Source organism: Cytobacillus sp. SAFR-174, assembly GCF_051964675.1.
Classification (GTDB): domain Bacteria; phylum Bacillota; class Bacilli; order Bacillales; family Cytobacillaceae; genus Cytobacillus.
The window spans coordinates 17059-32946 of record NZ_JBQCMZ010000024.1 but is presented as its reverse complement, the minus strand read 5'-3'; the positions used below and the strand labels follow the sequence as shown (position 1 = coordinate 32946).

General features: G+C 43.6%; 14 protein-coding genes and 1 other annotated feature. All 14 genes read right to left on the bottom strand.

What is annotated here, in order from left to right:
* Window positions 1–8: 8 nt before the first annotated feature.
* Window positions 9–2087 carry an elongation factor G gene (gene fusA, locus ACTHRG_RS19935; RefSeq protein WP_440231855.1) on the bottom strand — a complete coding sequence of 693 codons (2079 nt, stop codon included), beginning with the start codon at window positions 2085–2087 and terminating at the stop codon, window positions 9–11.
* Window positions 2088–2138: 51 nt separating this feature from the next.
* Entirely contained in the window at window positions 2139–2609 is a 471-nt protein-coding gene (gene rpsG / locus ACTHRG_RS19930) for a 30S ribosomal protein S7 (RefSeq protein ID WP_009336565.1), read from the bottom strand.
* A 42-nt stretch (window positions 2610–2651) separates the two neighbouring features.
* The gene (rpsL, locus tag ACTHRG_RS19925) at window positions 2652–3074 is read right to left on the bottom strand and encodes a 30S ribosomal protein S12 (protein WP_009336562.1); all 423 of its coding nucleotides are present in this window, start codon (window positions 3072–3074) and stop codon (window positions 2652–2654) included.
* Between the two features lie 103 nt (window positions 3075–3177).
* Entirely contained in the window at window positions 3178–3426 is a 249-nt protein-coding gene (locus ACTHRG_RS19920) for a 50S ribosomal protein L7ae-like protein (protein WP_440231854.1), read from the bottom strand.
* A gap of 156 nt (window positions 3427–3582) precedes the next feature.
* Complete coding sequence (gene rpoC / locus ACTHRG_RS19915; RefSeq protein ID WP_076262032.1) at window positions 3583–7182, bottom strand: DNA-directed RNA polymerase subunit beta'; 3600 nt, start codon at window positions 7180–7182, stop codon at window positions 3583–3585.
* 130 nt (window positions 7183–7312) lie between these two features.
* The gene (gene rpoB, locus ACTHRG_RS19910; protein WP_076262030.1) at window positions 7313–10867 is read right to left on the bottom strand and encodes a DNA-directed RNA polymerase subunit beta; all 3555 of its coding nucleotides are present in this window, start codon (window positions 10865–10867) and stop codon (window positions 7313–7315) included.
* A gap of 374 nt (window positions 10868–11241) precedes the next feature.
* Window positions 11242–11844, bottom strand: coding sequence for a class I SAM-dependent methyltransferase (locus ACTHRG_RS19905; protein ID WP_076262027.1), 603 nt, complete (start codon window positions 11842–11844; stop codon window positions 11242–11244).
* A gap of 227 nt (window positions 11845–12071) precedes the next feature.
* Complete coding sequence (gene rplL, locus ACTHRG_RS19900) at window positions 12072–12437, bottom strand: 50S ribosomal protein L7/L12 (protein ID WP_076262025.1); 366 nt, start codon at window positions 12435–12437, stop codon at window positions 12072–12074.
* A gap of 57 nt (window positions 12438–12494) precedes the next feature.
* A complete protein-coding gene (rplJ, locus tag ACTHRG_RS19895; RefSeq protein ID WP_076262022.1) occupies window positions 12495–12995 on the bottom strand; it encodes a 50S ribosomal protein L10 in 501 nt (166 codons plus the stop codon).
* A gap of 35 nt (window positions 12996–13030) precedes the next feature.
* Window positions 13031–13170 (bottom strand) — a sequence feature (ribosomal protein L10 leader region).
* Between the two features lie 51 nt (window positions 13171–13221).
* On the bottom strand, window positions 13222–13965 hold the full coding sequence (rplA, locus tag ACTHRG_RS19890) for a 50S ribosomal protein L1 (protein ID WP_341036569.1): 744 nt from the start codon (window positions 13963–13965) through the stop codon (window positions 13222–13224).
* Window positions 13966–14119: 154 nt separating this feature from the next.
* On the bottom strand, window positions 14120–14545 hold the full coding sequence (gene rplK / locus ACTHRG_RS19885; RefSeq protein WP_009336545.1) for a 50S ribosomal protein L11: 426 nt from the start codon (window positions 14543–14545) through the stop codon (window positions 14120–14122).
* A 211-nt stretch (window positions 14546–14756) separates the two neighbouring features.
* Entirely contained in the window at window positions 14757–15290 is a 534-nt protein-coding gene (gene nusG / locus ACTHRG_RS19880; protein WP_076262016.1) for a transcription termination/antitermination protein NusG, read from the bottom strand.
* 132 nt (window positions 15291–15422) lie between these two features.
* The gene (secE, locus tag ACTHRG_RS19875) at window positions 15423–15605 is read right to left on the bottom strand and encodes a preprotein translocase subunit SecE (RefSeq protein ID WP_035332319.1); all 183 of its coding nucleotides are present in this window, start codon (window positions 15603–15605) and stop codon (window positions 15423–15425) included.
* A 134-nt stretch (window positions 15606–15739) separates the two neighbouring features.
* Window positions 15740–15883, bottom strand: coding sequence for a 50S ribosomal protein L33 (rpmG, locus tag ACTHRG_RS19870; RefSeq protein ID WP_076262013.1), 144 nt, complete (start codon window positions 15881–15883; stop codon window positions 15740–15742).
* Between the last annotated feature and the right edge of the window lie 5 nt (window positions 15884–15888).

The following is a 15888-nucleotide window of genomic DNA, read 5'->3' as shown; positions in this document are numbered from 1 at the left end:
AAAATCAATTATTCACCTTTATTTTTTTTGATGATTTCTTCAGAAATTGATTTTGGAACTTCTTCATAATGGTCGAAGTGCATTGAGAATGTACCGCGTCCCTGCGTGTTAGAACGCAATGAAGTTGCATATCCAAACATTTCTGATAGTGGAACCATCGCACGAACTACTTGCGCGTTACCGCGAGCTTCCATACCTTCAACGCGTCCACGGCGTGAAGTTACATCACCCATGATGTCTCCCATGTATTCTTCAGGGATTACGACTTCAACCTTCATAACCGGCTCAAGAATTACAGGGTTACATTTTGACGCAGCGTTTTTAAGTGCCATAGATGCAGCAATCTTAAACGCCATTTCAGAGGAGTCAACATCATGGTATGAACCGTCAAATAAACGGGCTTTGATGTCAACCATTGGGAATCCGGCAAGTACTCCTCTATCCAGAGAGTCTTCAAGACCCGCTTGAACAGCTGGGATGTATTCACGAGGAACGACACCACCAACGATTCCGTTTTCGAATTCGAAGCCTTTTCCTTCTTCATTAGGACTAAATTCGATCCAAACGTGACCGAATTGTCCGCGTCCACCGGATTGACGTGCGAATTTACCTTCAACCTGAGCTGAACCGCGGAAAGTTTCACGGTATGCAACCTGAGGTGCACCAACGTTAGCTTCCACTTTAAATTCACGTCTCATACGGTCAACAAGGATATCAAGGTGAAGCTCACCCATACCCGCGATGATAACCTGTCCAGTTTCCTGGTCAGTATGAGCGCGGAATGTAGGATCTTCTTCTTGAAGTTTTTGCAGAGCAGTTGTCATCTTATCTTGGTCAGCCTTTGATTTAGGCTCGATAGATAATGAGATAACCGGCTCTGGGAATTCCATAGACTCAAGAATAACAAGATTCTTTTCATCACATAGAGTATCCCCTGTAGTAGTGTCTTTAAGACCTACAGCTGCTGCGATATCTCCAGCGTGTACTACTGAGATCTCTTCACGGGAATTCGCATGCATTTGCAGGATACGTCCTACACGCTCACGCTTTCCTTTAGTAGAGTTCTGTACATATGAACCGGAGTTCAATGTACCGGAATACACACGGAAGAATGTAAGTTTACCAACATAAGGGTCGGTCATAACTTTAAATGCAAGTGCAGAGAATGGTGCATCATCGCTTGAAGGACGAGTAACCTCTTCTTCAGTATCCGGAGTTGTACCTTTAATAGAAGGTACATCAAGTGGAGATGGAAGGTAGTCGATTACTGCATCAAGCATTTTTTGAACACCTTTGTTTTTGAACGCAGAACCACAGATAACTGGGTAGAATTCAACGTTTACTGTACCTTTACGAATAGCAGCTTTTAGCTCTTCGTTAGTGATTTCTTCACCGCCAAGGTATTTCTCCATTAATTCTTCATCAAGTTCAGCTACCGCTTCAATTAGCTTTTCACGGTATTCTTCTGCTTGATCTACGTATTCAGCTGGAATTTCACGGTCTTCGATATCAGTACCCAAGTCGTTTCCGTAGAATGTAGCTTTCATTTCAATTAAGTCGATGATGCCTTCGAATTGATCTTCAGCACCAATCGGTAATTGAATTGCAGCTGCATTCGCTTGAAGACGATCATGAAGAGTCTTCAATGAGTACAAGAAGTCTGCACCGATTTTATCCATTTTGTTTACGAATACCACGCGTGGTACTCCGTAAGTAGTAGCCTGACGCCAAACTGTTTCAGTTTGAGGCTCAACACCTGACTGTGCATCAAGTACAGCTACCGCACCATCAAGAACACGAAGTGAACGTTCAACTTCAACTGTGAAGTCTACGTGTCCAGGAGTGTCAATGATGTTAACGCGGTGGCCTTTCCACTGTGCAGTTGTCGCAGCAGAAGTGATTGTGATTCCACGCTCTTGCTCCTGCTCCATCCAGTCCATCTGTGAAGCACCTTCGTGCGTTTCACCGATTTTGTGGATACGGCCAGTGTAGTAAAGTACACGTTCAGTAGTAGTTGTTTTACCGGCATCGATGTGAGCCATGATACCGATATTACGAGTATTTTCTAAGGAGAACTCTCTAGCCATTGGGTCTTTCTCCTTCCTAGTATGAGTGTTATTTTAGTTAAGCAGTATATCTTACCAGCGGTAGTGAGCAAACGCTTTGTTTGCTTCTGCCATTTTGTGTGTATCTTCACGTTTCTTAACAGATGCACCAGTGTTGTTAGCTGCATCAAGGATTTCGTTAGCTAAACGCTCTTCCATAGTCTTTTCACCGCGAAGACGCGCATAGTTTACTAACCAGCGAAGACCAAGAGTAGTACGGCGGTCAGGACGCACCTCAACTGGTACCTGATAGTTTGCACCACCTACACGGCGTGCTCTAACTTCAAGTACAGGCATGATGTTTTTAAGCGCCTGATCGAAAACTTCCATTGGTTCTTTGCCAGTGCGCTCGCTGATGATATCGAACGCAGAGTAAAGAATTGCTTGAGATTTACCTCTCTTACCATCGATCATCATTTTGTTGATCAGACGGCTAACTAGCTTTGAGTTGTAAATCGGATCCGGCAATACGTCTCTTTTTGCTACAGGACCTTTACGTGGCATGGATTGTTCCTCCTTTCAAAGATGGTTGTCTATTAATTAGAATTATTTTTTAGCTGCTTTTGGACGCTTAGCACCGTATTTAGAACGGCCTTGCATACGGTTGTTAACACCAGCAGTATCTAAAGCGCCGCGCACGATGTGGTAACGCACACCCGGTAAGTCTTTTACACGTCCTCCACGGATAAGAACAACACTGTGCTCTTGAAGGTTGTGCCCGATACCAGGGATGTAAGCATTAACCTCGATACCATTTGTTAAACGAACACGAGCATATTTACGTAATGCAGAGTTCGGTTTCTTTGGAGTCATTGTACCAACACGAGTACAAACACCACGCTTTTGAGGTGAAGCTACATTTGTTTGAGCTTTCTTGAAGCTGTTGTAGCCTTTGTTAAGAGCAGGTGAGTTTGACTTCTCAGACTTAGTTTGACGAGGCTTGCGCACTAATTGATTAATAGTAGGCATTTGATTTTTCCTCCCTTCGAATTTGTTTAAGCCCACACATCCAGGTGGTTCATTTTGTTGCAAAAACAAAGTTCTTGCAGATACCAATCTACAAAAACAGTTTTTAAATAGATATGGCAACAGCTGCTGCCCCAACTTCGATTCCACATGCCTTTCCGAGTTTTTTCATCGAATCGACATACACAATCGGAACGTTCATCTCATTCGCTGTACTAACCACTTTCGCTGTAACCCTAGTATCAGCATCACTGGCGACTACGACTTCATCGATTGTTCCCAGTTTAAGAGCTTTGACTGTTTGCTTTGTTCCTACAATAATACTTTTTGCCTGCAATACTTTATCATAAGACATTTACGACATCCTCCAAAGTATCCGGTGAATAGGAGCACCTTTGCTATAGTAACACCTTCATATTTCAATGTCAACAAGCAAAATGATTTTTATTTCGTTTATTCACTATAAAATGCGGCACTTGCTTTCAAATAAGCAAGCACCGCAATGATTACATTATTCTACAGTAACAGTATCTTCAGCAGCTTCCTCGTTTGTATAAGGTTCTGCTCTTCTGTATCGCTGCATACCTGTTCCAGCAGGAACAAGCTTACCAATAATTACATTTTCTTTCAGACCAAGAAGCTCATCGCGCTTGCCTTTGATCGCTGCATCGGTAAGAACTCTTGTTGTCTCCTGGAAGGATGCTGCTGATAAGAATGAATCTGTTTCAAGAGAAGCTTTTGTAATACCCAGCAGAACCGGACGTCCTGTAGCAGGCATTTTACCAGCAAGAAGGGCTTTTTCATTGGCATCTGTAAATTGATGGATATCAAGCAGTGTACCTGGAAGCACATCTGTTTCTGCCGCATCAATTACACGCACTTTGCGAAGCATCTGGCGGACCATTACCTCGATGTGCTTATCGCCGATTTCAACACCCTGCATGCGGTATACCTTCTGAACTTCACGCAGCAAGTATTCTTGAACAGCTGTTACATCTCTCACTTTAATTAACTCTTTAGGGTCAATAGAACCTTCAGTCAGTTCCTGTCCACGGACTACTTCGTCGTTTACAGCTACTTTTAAGCGGGCTGTATAAGGTGCTGTGTAAGTCTTAGACTCAACTTCACCCTGGACAACAATCTCCTGCTGGCGGTCGCGTCCTTCGTTGAGGCCGACTACTACACCATCGATCTCTGAAATAACTGCCTGACCTTTAGGATTACGCGCTTCGAAAATTTCCTGAATACGCGGTAAACCTTGAGTGATATCGTCTCCTGCTACACCGCCGGTATGGAAGGTACGCATCGTTAACTGTGTACCTGGTTCACCGATGGATTGGGCAGCGATAATACCTACTGCTTCACCAACTTCAACCTCTTGGCCGGTAGCTAAGTTGCGGCCGTAGCATTTCTTACATACACCATGGCGGGTGTTGCAAGTGAATGCTGAACGGATCCATACCTTTTCAATGCCGGCTGAAACAATTTCAACTGCAATATCTTCAGTGATCAATCCATTTTCAGGCACGATCACTTCATTTGTCTCAGGATGCTTGATATTTCTTCTTGCATATCTGCCAATCAGACGCTCTTCAAGCGCTTCAATGACTTCAGTACCATCCTTGAGGGATGCGATAAGCAAGCCGCGGTCAGTTCCGCAATCGTCGTCACGAACGATGACATCCTGCGCAACATCAACAAGACGGCGAGTCAGGTAACCTGAGTCAGCTGTTTTAAGAGCCGTATCGGCAAGACCTTTACGGGCACCGTGTGTGGAAATAAAGTACTCGAGTACTGTTAAGCCTTCACGGAAACTCGATTTGATCGGTAATTCAATGATACGTCCAGCCGGGTTGGCCATCAGTCCGCGCATACCTGCTAACTGAGTGAAGTTGGACGCGTTACCACGGGCACCGGAGTCACTCATCATGAAGATCGGGTTGGATTTATCCAATGACTTCATTAATTTTGCCTGGATATTATCTTTCGCTGCACTCCAGATTGAAATAACACGATCATAACGCTCATCTTCAGTAATAAGACCGCGTCTGAACTGTTTCATTACATTATCAACCTTGCTCTGTGCTTCCTGGATAATTTCCTGCTTCTCCTTTAATACTACGATATCAGCAACACCGACTGTGATACCGGCTTTTGTGGAGTGCCTGAATCCAAGGTTCTTCATGCGGTCAAGCATTTTAGACGTTTCTGTAATTTTGAAGCGTTTAAAGACTTCCGCAATGATGTTTCCAAGGATTTTTTTCTTAAACGGATCTACCAGAGGCATTTCCTTGATAACGGCAGCTACATCAGTAGCAGGCTCTACAAAATATTTCACAGGAGTTTCAATCTCAAGGTTTTCTTTTGTAGGCTCGTTAATGTAAGGGAATGTTTCAGGCAGAATTTCGTTGAAAATAAGCTTACCAACCGTAGTCAATAAAAGCTTCTTATTTTGTTCTTCAGTGAAAGTCTGATTATTTAAGGACCCAGCATGGACAGCTACTCTTGTATGCAAGTGCACATATCCATTTTGATAAGCAAGCAGCGCTTCGCTTGTATCTTTAAAAATCATACCTTCGCCAACTGCACCGGCTCTTTCTAGTGTCAGGTAATAGTTGCCTAGTACCATATCCTGAGAAGGAGTAACAACTGGCTTACCGTCTTTCGGATTCAGAATGTTCTGTGCTGCCAGCATCAGCAAGCGGGCTTCTGCCTGTGCTTCAGCTGAAAGCGGCACGTGAACAGCCATTTGGTCACCGTCAAAGTCTGCGTTGTAAGCAGTACATACAAGCGGGTGAAGACGAATAGCGCGTCCTTCAACCAATGTCGGTTCGAATGCCTGAATGCCGAGCCTGTGAAGAGTTGGGGCACGGTTAAGCAATACAGGGTGCTCTTTAATAACACTTTCAAGAACATCCCAAACTTCCGGCTGTACTCTTTCAATTTTGCGTTTTGCAGATTTGATGTTGTGGGCTAAGCCCTTCTCCACTAATTCCTTCATAACGAATGGCTTGAATAATTCCAATGCCATTTCTTTTGGAAGTCCGCACTGGTACATTTTTAAGTTTGGTCCTACGACGATAACCGAACGTCCGGAATAGTCAACACGCTTACCAAGCAAGTTCTGGCGGAAGCGTCCTTGTTTCCCTTTAAGCATATGCGATAGTGATTTTAACGGACGGTTTCCTGGTCCAGTTACCGGTCTTCCGCGGCGGCCGTTATCAATTAGCGCATCTACAGCTTCCTGAAGCATGCGTTTTTCGTTCTGAACGATAATGCTTGGAGCACCAAGGTCCAATAAACGCTTCAAACGGTTGTTGCGGTTGATTACACGGCGGTACAGATCATTCAGGTCGGAAGTGGCAAAACGTCCGCCATCCAGCTGTACCATTGGACGAAGCTCCGGAGGAATAACCGGAAGAACGTCGAGAATCATCCAGGAAGGTTCATTTCCAGAACCTCGGAAAGCTTCAAGTACTTCCAGGCGCTTGATTGCACGAGTGCGTCGCTGGCCCTGGGCGGTTTTCAGTTCCTCTTTAAGGGTATCTACATCTTTGTTGAGATCTATGTCAGAAAGAAGCTTCTTAATGGATTCAGCACCCATGGATGCCTGGAACTTGTTTCCGTATTTTTCACGGTATGCACGGTATTCTTTTTCAGAAAGCAGCTGCTTCTTCTCAAGAGCCGTATCGCCAGGATCCGTTACAACATAAGAAGCGAAGTAAATAACTTCCTCAAGTGCACGAGGAGACATGTCCAGCACAAGACCCATACGGCTTGGGATGCCCTTGAAATACCAAATGTGGGATACAGGGGCTGCAAGTTCAATATGGCCCATTCTTTCACGGCGGACTTTCGCACGTGTTACTTCAACGCCGCATCGGTCACAGACCACGCCTTTGTATCGAACACGCTTATACTTTCCACAGTGACATTCCCAGTCTTTCGTCGGTCCGAAAATGCGCTCGCAGAATAGACCGTCTTTTTCTGGTTTTAATGTACGATAGTTGATCGTTTCAGGCTTCTTAACTTCACCATGTGACCAAGAACGTATCTTATCCGGTGAAGCAAGACCTATTTTCATATACTCGAAATTGTTTACATCTAGCAAGGGGCCTACCTCCCTTTTGATCTCCGGGTTTTACCCTTATTGCTCAAACAGCAGCAAAGTGCCAATAATATCCCCAGCGGCATCCGCCATGTAAGGCGGAGCGCCCAGGGATGAAGGAATTTATATGAAATTATTCTTTCGTAACTACTTGCTCTTCGTTTTGCGTTTCCGGAGCGATTGTCAATGATTCAGCCTGCTGAACTTCATCTTCATCTTCCATGTCGCGCATTTCAATTTCTTCTTCATCGCCGGATAGAATCTTAACATCCATACCTAAACTTTGAAGCTCTTTGATCAGTACCTTGAATGATTCCGGTACACCTGGTTCAGGAACATTCTCGCCTTTGACGATTGATTCATAAGTCTTAACACGTCCAACTACGTCATCGGACTTAACTGTTAAGATTTCCTGAAGTGTATAGGCAGCACCATATGCTTCAAGTGCCCATACCTCCATCTCACCGAAACGCTGTCCGCCGAACTGAGCTTTACCGCCCAATGGCTGCTGCGTAACAAGAGAGTAAGGTCCTGTTGAACGGGCATGAAGCTTATCGTCAACCATGTGTGCCAGTTTGATCATATACATGACACCGACAGATACACGGTTGTCGAACGGCTCGCCTGAACGTCCATCATAAAGAACAGTCTTCGCATCACGCGCCATGCCTGCTTCTTCGATCGTTGACCATACATCTTCCTCACGTGCACCATCGAATACAGGAGATGCAACATGGATGCCAAGAGCTCTGGCAGCCATACCAAGGTGAAGCTCAAGCACCTGTCCGATGTTCATACGCGATGGAACCCCAAGAGGGTTTAACATGATGTCTACTGGAGTGCCATCCGGCAGGTAAGGCATATCTTCTTCCGGTAAAATACGGGAGATAACACCTTTGTTACCGTGACGTCCGGCCATCTTGTCACCTTCAGAGATTTTACGCTTCTGAACGATATATACACGTACAAGCTGGTTAACACCTGGAGGAAGCTCATCTCCGTCTTCTCTGTTAAACACTTTAACATCCAGTACAATTCCGCCTCCGCCATGTGGCACACGAAGGGATGTATCACGGACTTCACGTGCTTTTTCACCAAAGATTGCGTGCAATAGCCTTTCTTCAGCTGTCAGTTCCGTTACCCCTTTAGGAGTTACTTTACCAACTAGAAGATCGCCATCTTTTACTTCCGCACCTGTACGGATAATTCCGCGTTCGTCCAGGTTGCGCAGTGCATCTTCCCCAACGTTAGGGATATCTCTTGTGATCTCTTCAGGTCCAAGCTTTGTATCGCGTGATTCTGATTCATATTCTTCAATATGGATGGATGTATAAACATCATCTTTTACAAGGCGCTCACTCATGATGATCGCATCCTCGTAGTTATAGCCATCCCAAGTCATGAACGCTACAAGAACGTTGCGTCCAAGAGCTAATTCACCAAGTTCCATGGAAGGACCGTCAGCAAGGATTTCTCCTTTTGTTACACGGTTGCCAACAGCGACGATAGGACGCTGGTTGTAGCAGGTTCCCTGGTTGGATCGGATGAATTTAAGCATTCTGTATTTATCAAGATCGCCTTTAACTTCCTGGCCATCTACATTTTGAATACGGCGAACCCAAACTTCGCGGGCTTCTACATGCTCAACAATTCCCTCATGCTTACAGATGACTGCTGCACCTGAGTCTTTACCTGATACATATTCCATACCAGTTCCGACTCTTGGCGCTTCCGGCTGCATCAATGGCACAGCCTGACGCTGCATGTTCGCTCCCATCAGGGCGCGGTTGGAGTCATCGTTTTCAAGGAATGGGATACATGCTGTCGCAGCAGATACTACCTGTTTCGGCGATACATCCATGTAGTCAACACGGTCGCGTTTGACAACTGTGTTCTCACCTTTGAAACGGGCAACTACTTCTTCGTCAAGGAATGAACCATCGTCACCAAGAAGTGCATTTGCCTGAGCCACTACATAGTTATCCTCTTCATCGGCTGTCAGATAGTCGATGCGGGATGTAACTTTTCCGGTCTCAGGGTCGATTCGGCGATATGGTGTTTCGATAAAGCCGAAGCGGTTCACCTTCGCAAATGAAGATAAGGAGTTAATCAGACCGATGTTTGGTCCCTCCGGCGTTTCAATCGGACACATACGTCCATAGTGAGAGTAGTGAACGTCACGGACTTCGAAACCGGCACGTTCACGCGTCAGACCGCCAGGCCCCAGCGCAGAAAGACGGCGCTTATGTGTAAGTTCAGCAAGCGGATTTGTCTGGTCCATGAACTGGGACAACTGAGAGCTTCCAAAGAACTCTTTAATTGACGCAATAACAGGGCGGATATTAATCAGCTGCTGAGGTGTAATCGTATTAGTATCCTGGATGGACATTCTCTCGCGGACCACACGCTCCATACGGGATAAACCGATGCGGAACTGGTTCTGCAATAGTTCTCCGACTGAACGAAGACGTCTGTTTCCAAGATGGTCAATATCATCTGTATCTCCTACAGAATGCAGAAGGTTAAAGAAATAGCTGATAGATGCGATGATGTCAGAAGGTGCAATGTTTTTCACTGCTTCTTCCACATAGGCATTGCCGATCACATTGATGACCTTTTCACCATCTTCATTAGGCGCGTAAATCTTAATAGACTGAAGCAATACTTCATCATCTACTACTCCGCCTAATAGGCTTACCGTTTTGAAGCCGATATCCTTCTCAAGGTTAGGAAGAATGCGGTCTAATGTACGGCGGTCAAGTGTAACGCCTTTTTCCGCAATGATTTCGCCAGTTTCTGGATCCACAAGCGTTTCAGCCAGTTTTTGGCCAAACAGGCGGTTTTTAATATGAAGCTTCTTATTGATCTTATAACGTCCAACGTTCGCAAGGTCATAACGTTTTGGATCAAAGAATCTTGAGACAAGCAAGCTTTTTGCATTTTCGACCGTTGGCGGCTCGCCCGGACGAAGACGCTCATAGATTTCAAGAAGCGCTTTTTCAGTGCTTTCCGTATTGTCTTTCTCAAGCGTATTGCGAATGTACTCGTTGTCTCCAACCAAATCGATGATCTCTTGATCAGAGCCGAACCCAAGTGCACGCAAAAGAACCGTAACGGGCAGTTTCCGAGTACGATCTATTCTGACGTATACGACGTCTTTGGCATCTGTTTCATACTCAAGCCATGCGCCGCGGTTCGGGATTACGGTTGCTGTATAGCCTTTTTTCCCGTTTTTATCAAGCTTTCCACTGAAGTATACGCTCGGAGAACGCACTAACTGGGATACAATGACACGTTCCGCTCCATTAATAACGAACGTACCTGTCTCTGTCATAAGCGGGAAGTCACCCATAAAGACATCCTGGTCTTTAACTTCGCCTGTTTCTTTGTTTACAAGACGCACTTTCACACGTAAAGGTGCAGAATATGTAACATCTCGTTCTTTCGATTCCTCAACGGAATATTTTGGTTCGCCAAGGCTGTAATCAATAAATTCAAGCGACAAATTACCAGTAAAGTCTTCAATCGGAGAAATATCATGGAACATTTCTCGTAAACCCTCATCAAGAAACCATTGATAAGAAGAGGTTTGGATTTCGATTAGATTTGGTAATTCTAAAACTTCACTGATTCGTGCGTAACTTCTACGTTGGCGGTGTCGTCCATACTGAACTAGTTGACCTGTCAACTGATTCACCCCTCAAATCAAGCGTTATTGTTGCTAATAGCAATTTATATCATCCTATAAGAAAAGCAATGAGCGCCTGCCTATCGGTTCAGGTATTAGCAACTGAACCGATGGCGCACGAAGCCAGCCAGTAAAACTGGCCCAGAAGCAGGCTTTTCCCCGAAAAAGCACAGGGACATAAAGCCAAACCTCCATTCTTATAAGACAAAAAGAAAAAGGGTTTTCACTTCAAAAACCACATTTTCACAATACGACTATTATTTTGTTAGCTTTCCCATTAAAACCAAATTTATACAACTATTAGATAAATTTAGTTATAAATAGAAATATAATATGTTGGCATTTTACAATACTAACATAGCAAAAAAGTCAAGTCAATCTTTTTTTGCTCTTAATATAAAATAGCCTTTTTTCTTTTCTGCTGTCTCCACTTCATCGAATAACTCTGTCAGTTTATCGATCGCGGATGGGGCGCCCTGTTTTTTCTGGATGACAACCCATAGCTCTCCGCCCGATATCAGAGCCTCAAAGCTTTGTTCAAAAATATCATGCACTATCTTTTTCCCGGCGCGGATTGGCGGGTTTGTCAGGATAGCCGCAAACTTATTGCCTTTCGTACTTTCAAGACGGTCACTTTCATAGATTTGGACATTCTTGATGCCATTCAATTCAGCATTTTCCTTCGCCAGTCCAAGAGCCCTCTCATTTACATCAACCATATGAACAGTCCGTTCCGGCATAAGCTTTGCAGCAGTCAGCCCGATAGGTCCATATCCGCAGCCGACATCGAGAATATTCCCATCCGCTTCCGGCTGTTCAAATGTTTCGATTAATAATTTTGACCCAAAATCCACTTCACCCTTTGAAAAAACACCGTTGTCTGTTTTAAAGCGGAACGGGAATTCCTTTAAAGTATAGCTCCAGGTTTTAGGGCTGCTATCAACTTGCTGTGTTTTGGAATAGTAGTGTTCAGACATGAAATCACCTCCAGGAGTATATATAAGAAGATAAAAGGAGAATCACAATTATGTGGTTTCGAAGGAATTATATAGGATTGCCCATTAAAAAGCAAAAAGTTATAACAAAAGCGTAATGGCTGAAGCTAGACGGAGACAAACTAATCCACAGTTATATACATTTCGCTCTTTTTAATATTTTCCAAAACAAAAAGCCCGCTTAAGCAGCGGACTTTTCATAAAGGCTATTACTTAACTTCAACGCCAGCTCCAACTTCTTCAAGCTTAGCTTTAACTTCTTCAGCTTCTTCTTTAGAAATGCCTTCTTTAAGAGCTTTTGGAGTGTTGTCAACAAGTTCTTTCGCTTCTTTAAGTCCAAGACCTGTGATTTCACGTACCACTTTGATAACTTTGATTTTTTGGTCGCCTGCAGAAGCAAGAACAACGTCAAATTCAGTTTGCTCTTCAGCAGCGCCACCAGCAGCAGCTCCGCCCATCATTGCTACTGGAGCAGCAGCAGTTACACCGAATTCTTCTTCAATAGCTTTTACTAAGTCGTTTAGTTCTAAAACAGTCATAGATTTAACTGCTTCAATGATTTGTTCTTTAGTCATGATTATGTTTCCTCCTTATTTTTGGTTTGAATCTATTAGTTTAACGCTAAAATTAACTTACGCGCCTTGTTCTTCTTTTTGATCTGCAACAGCTTTTGCAGCAAGAGCAAGATTGCGGATAGGTGCTTGAAGTACGCTGAGTAGCATAGAAAGCAAGCCTTCGCGTGATGGTAGTTCAGCAAGAGCTTTGATATCTTCTACTGAAGCGATATTTCCTTCAATTACACCTGCTTTAATTTCAAGTGCTTCATGCTTTTTCGCGAAATCATTAAGGATTTTCGCTGGAGCAACTACATCTTCTGTGCTGAACGCGATTGCGTTAGGTCCAGTTAAAGAATCGTTTAAACCTGAAAGTTCAGCAGCTTCAGCAGCACGGCGAGTCATTGAATTCTTGTATACTTTGAATTCCACGCCAGCTTCACGAAGCTGTTTACGAAGTTCAGTAACTTCAGCAACAGTAAGACCACGGTAGTCAACAACAACTGTTGATAAACTTGATTTAAGCTTATCAGCAATTTCGTCTACGATTTGTTTCTTTTGTTCGATAATGCTGCTCATCCTTACACCTCCTGTAGAATTTTTCTACATTCATACCGTCCAATAAAAAACCTCCACGACTTTGCAGACATGGAGGAAGTATACAATAGCAAGAAAAAGCAATTCTATCGTAATACCTCGGCAGGGAATTAAGCAATTAAGCACCTGCTGTCTACGGCACAAATGTTATTATATTTTAACAACAAAATACATATTACACCATGTATTTCAGAATGTCAAGTTGGTATTATTTTACTGCAACAGATGAAGGATCTACTTTAACGCCAGGTCCCATTGTAGAAGTAACAGAAACGTTCTTCATGTAAGTTCCTTTAGCAGCAGCAGGCTTCACTTTCATCATTGTGTCGAAAATAGTGTTGAAGTTTTCAACAAGCTTTTCGTCTTCGAAAGATACTTTACCGATTGGCACGTGGATGTTACCAGCTTTGTCAACACGGTATTCAACTTTACCTGCTTTGATTTCGTTAACTGCTTTTTGAACGTCAAAAGTAACTGTGCCAGTCTTAGGGTTTGGCATTAAGCCTTTAGGTCCTAATACGCGGCCAAGTTTACCAACTTCACCCATCATGTCAGGTGTAGCAACGATTACATCAAAGTCGAACCAGCCTTGGCTGATTTTGTTGATGTATTCAGAATCACCTACGAAATCTGCTCCAGCAGCTTCTGCTTCTTTCGCTTTTTCGCCTTTAGCGAATACAAGAACGCGCTGAGTTTTACCAGTTCCGTTTGGAAGAACAACTGCTCCACGGATTTGCTGATCAGCTTTCTTAGGGTCAACTCCAAGGCGGAATGCTACCTCAACAGTTGCATCAAATTTTGCAAAATTAGTTTTCTTCGTAAGTTCAATTGCTTCAGCAATCGGGTAAGCTTTTGAAGAATCAACAAGCTTCACAGCTTCTGCGTACTTCTTACTTTTTTTAGCCATTTTTATTTCCTCCTTGATTGTGGTTTTAGCGGAATAACCTCCCACGAGTAAAAGCGGAGGCGCCTGGTTCAAAGGCGCCGCAGCTCGACACGAAAAGCGGAGGCGCCCATTAAGGCGCCCGCTCTTGACAGAACAAAGGTTGCGAGTGAAACCAAATTCAACGTCGCAACCTCATCCCTTAATCTGCTTCATACATGGATTAGTCTTCGATTACGATACCCATGCTGCGTGCAGTACCTTCAACCATACGCATTGCAGCTTCTACGCTTGCAGCGTTTAGATCAGGCATCTTTGTTTCAGCAATCTCGCGTACCTTGTCACGCTTGACTGTTGCTACTTTATTACGGTTTGGTTCACCAGAACCAGACTCGATTCCAGCCGCCTTCTTAAGAAGAACTGCAGCAGGAGGAGTTTTCGTAATAAATGTAAATGAACGGTCTTCAAAAACCGTGATTTCTACAGGAATGATTAAGCCAGCTTGTTCAGCTGTACGAGCGTTAAATTCCTTACAGAATCCCATGATGTTAACACCTGCTTGACCTAGTGCCGGTCCTACCGGTGGTGCAGGGTTCGCTTTACCTGCAGGGATTTGCAGCTTTACAAGTTTGATTACTTTTTTAGCCACGAGACACACCTCCTTAAAGTCCGTGATGTGGTAATAGGGAAAGTTCCCTCCCACTCAACTTATAGTCTTTATATTAAGATAAAGAACTTTTAACTACTGTCCAGTCTCTTTGTCCGAGACATACTGACCTTTGAAATATTATCACTTTTCAAAGCCAATTTCAAGTTTTTTTACAAAGATATATAAAAGTACTTTCACAGAAGGCTGATTCTTACAGTTTTTCAATCTGTGAAAAATCAAGTTCAACCGGAGTGTCACGGCCAAACATGTTCACAAGCACTTTAATCTTTGCCTTATCTTTATCAATATCTTCAATCGAGCCTGTGAAGTTCGCAAACGGACCTTCGTTCACCTTAACCGTTTCCCCGATTTCAAAGTTGATATCAAAGCGGGCTTCTTCAACACCCATATGCTTAAGAATATGAGTAACTTCCTCAGGCAATAGCGGAGTCGGCTTTGAGCCTGAACCTGCCGAACCTACGAATCCGGTTACACCCGGAGTATTCCTTACTACATACCAGGAATCATCTGTCATCACGATTTCTACCAGTACATAACCAGGGAAGACCTTGCGCTTCACTACTTTTTTCTTGCCGTTCTTAAATTCTGTTTCTTCTTCTTCAGGGACTACCACCCGAAAGATCTTATCTTGCATACCCATTGATTCAACACGTTTCTCCAGATTGGCTTTCACTTTATTTTCATAGCCGGAGTACGTATGAACAACATACCAATTCTTTTCCATTCACGAGGACTTGTTCGTCCTTCCCTCCCTGTATTCAACAATTTATTATTTTTCTCCAAATTAAAAAACCCGTTTCCGGGCTTTGCAAATGTTTCCTGTGTTATTCTCCATTATACCATGGAAACTCAGGGGTTATTCAAGAATTATACGAATCAATTCAGAAATTCCCAGGTCAAGCACTGCAAAAAACAGAGCGAAGAACGTTACTGTAGCAAGAACGGTAACAGTATAGCTTGTCAGCTCTTTGCGTTTAGGCCAGCTGACCTTTCTCATTTCCCGGCCAACTTCACGGAAAAAATTCACGATGCGCTGCATTTCGTAACCCCCAACTTTCGAAAGATATATCCTTTAACAAGAAGCGAAAGCGGCTTCAAATCAGACCGGTCTTCCAATCTGCCTAAAACACTCAGCTTCAGTCTATTAAAAGAACAAACTTCTTATCTATATAATCACTTTGTTTCTTTATGGATCGTATGAGCACTGCATGTGCTGCAGAATTTCTTCAATTCCAGCCGAACAGCTTCATTTTTTCCCGCAGTGGAATAGTTCCTGGAACCACATACGGAGCAAGCTAAAATCACTTTTTTTGTCATATTTC

Bases quoted from the DNA above. Each gene is read 5' to 3' on its own strand.
- nusG (WP_076262016.1), bottom strand. From the start codon at position 15,290: ATGGAAAAGAATTGGTATGTTGTTCATACGTACTCCGGCTATGAAAAT.
- rpsG (WP_009336565.1), bottom strand. From the start codon at position 2,609: ATGCCACGTAAAGGTCCTGTAGCAAAAAGAGACGTATTGCCGGATCCG.
- rpsL (WP_009336562.1), bottom strand. From the start codon at position 3,074: ATGCCTACTATTAATCAATTAGTGCGCAAGCCTCGTCAAACTAAGTCT.
- rpmG (WP_076262013.1), bottom strand. From the start codon at position 15,883: ATGACAAAAAAAGTGATTTTAGCTTGCTCCGTATGTGGTTCCAGGAAC.
- secE (WP_035332319.1), bottom strand. From the start codon at position 15,605: ATGCAGCGCATCGTGAATTTTTTCCGTGAAGTTGGCCGGGAAATGAGA.
- fusA (WP_440231855.1), bottom strand. From the start codon at position 2,087: ATGGCTAGAGAGTTCTCCTTAGAAAATACTCGTAATATCGGTATCATG.
- rplL (WP_076262025.1), bottom strand. From the start codon at position 12,437: ATGACTAAAGAACAAATCATTGAAGCAGTTAAATCTATGACTGTTTTA.
- ACTHRG_RS19905 (WP_076262027.1), bottom strand. From the start codon at position 11,844: ATGTCTGAACACTACTATTCCAAAACACAGCAAGTTGATAGCAGCCCT.
- ACTHRG_RS19920 (WP_440231854.1), bottom strand. From the start codon at position 3,426: ATGTCTTATGATAAAGTATTGCAGGCAAAAAGTATTATTGTAGGAACA.
- rplJ (WP_076262022.1), bottom strand. From the start codon at position 12,995: ATGAGCAGCATTATCGAACAAAAGAAACAAATCGTAGACGAAATTGCT.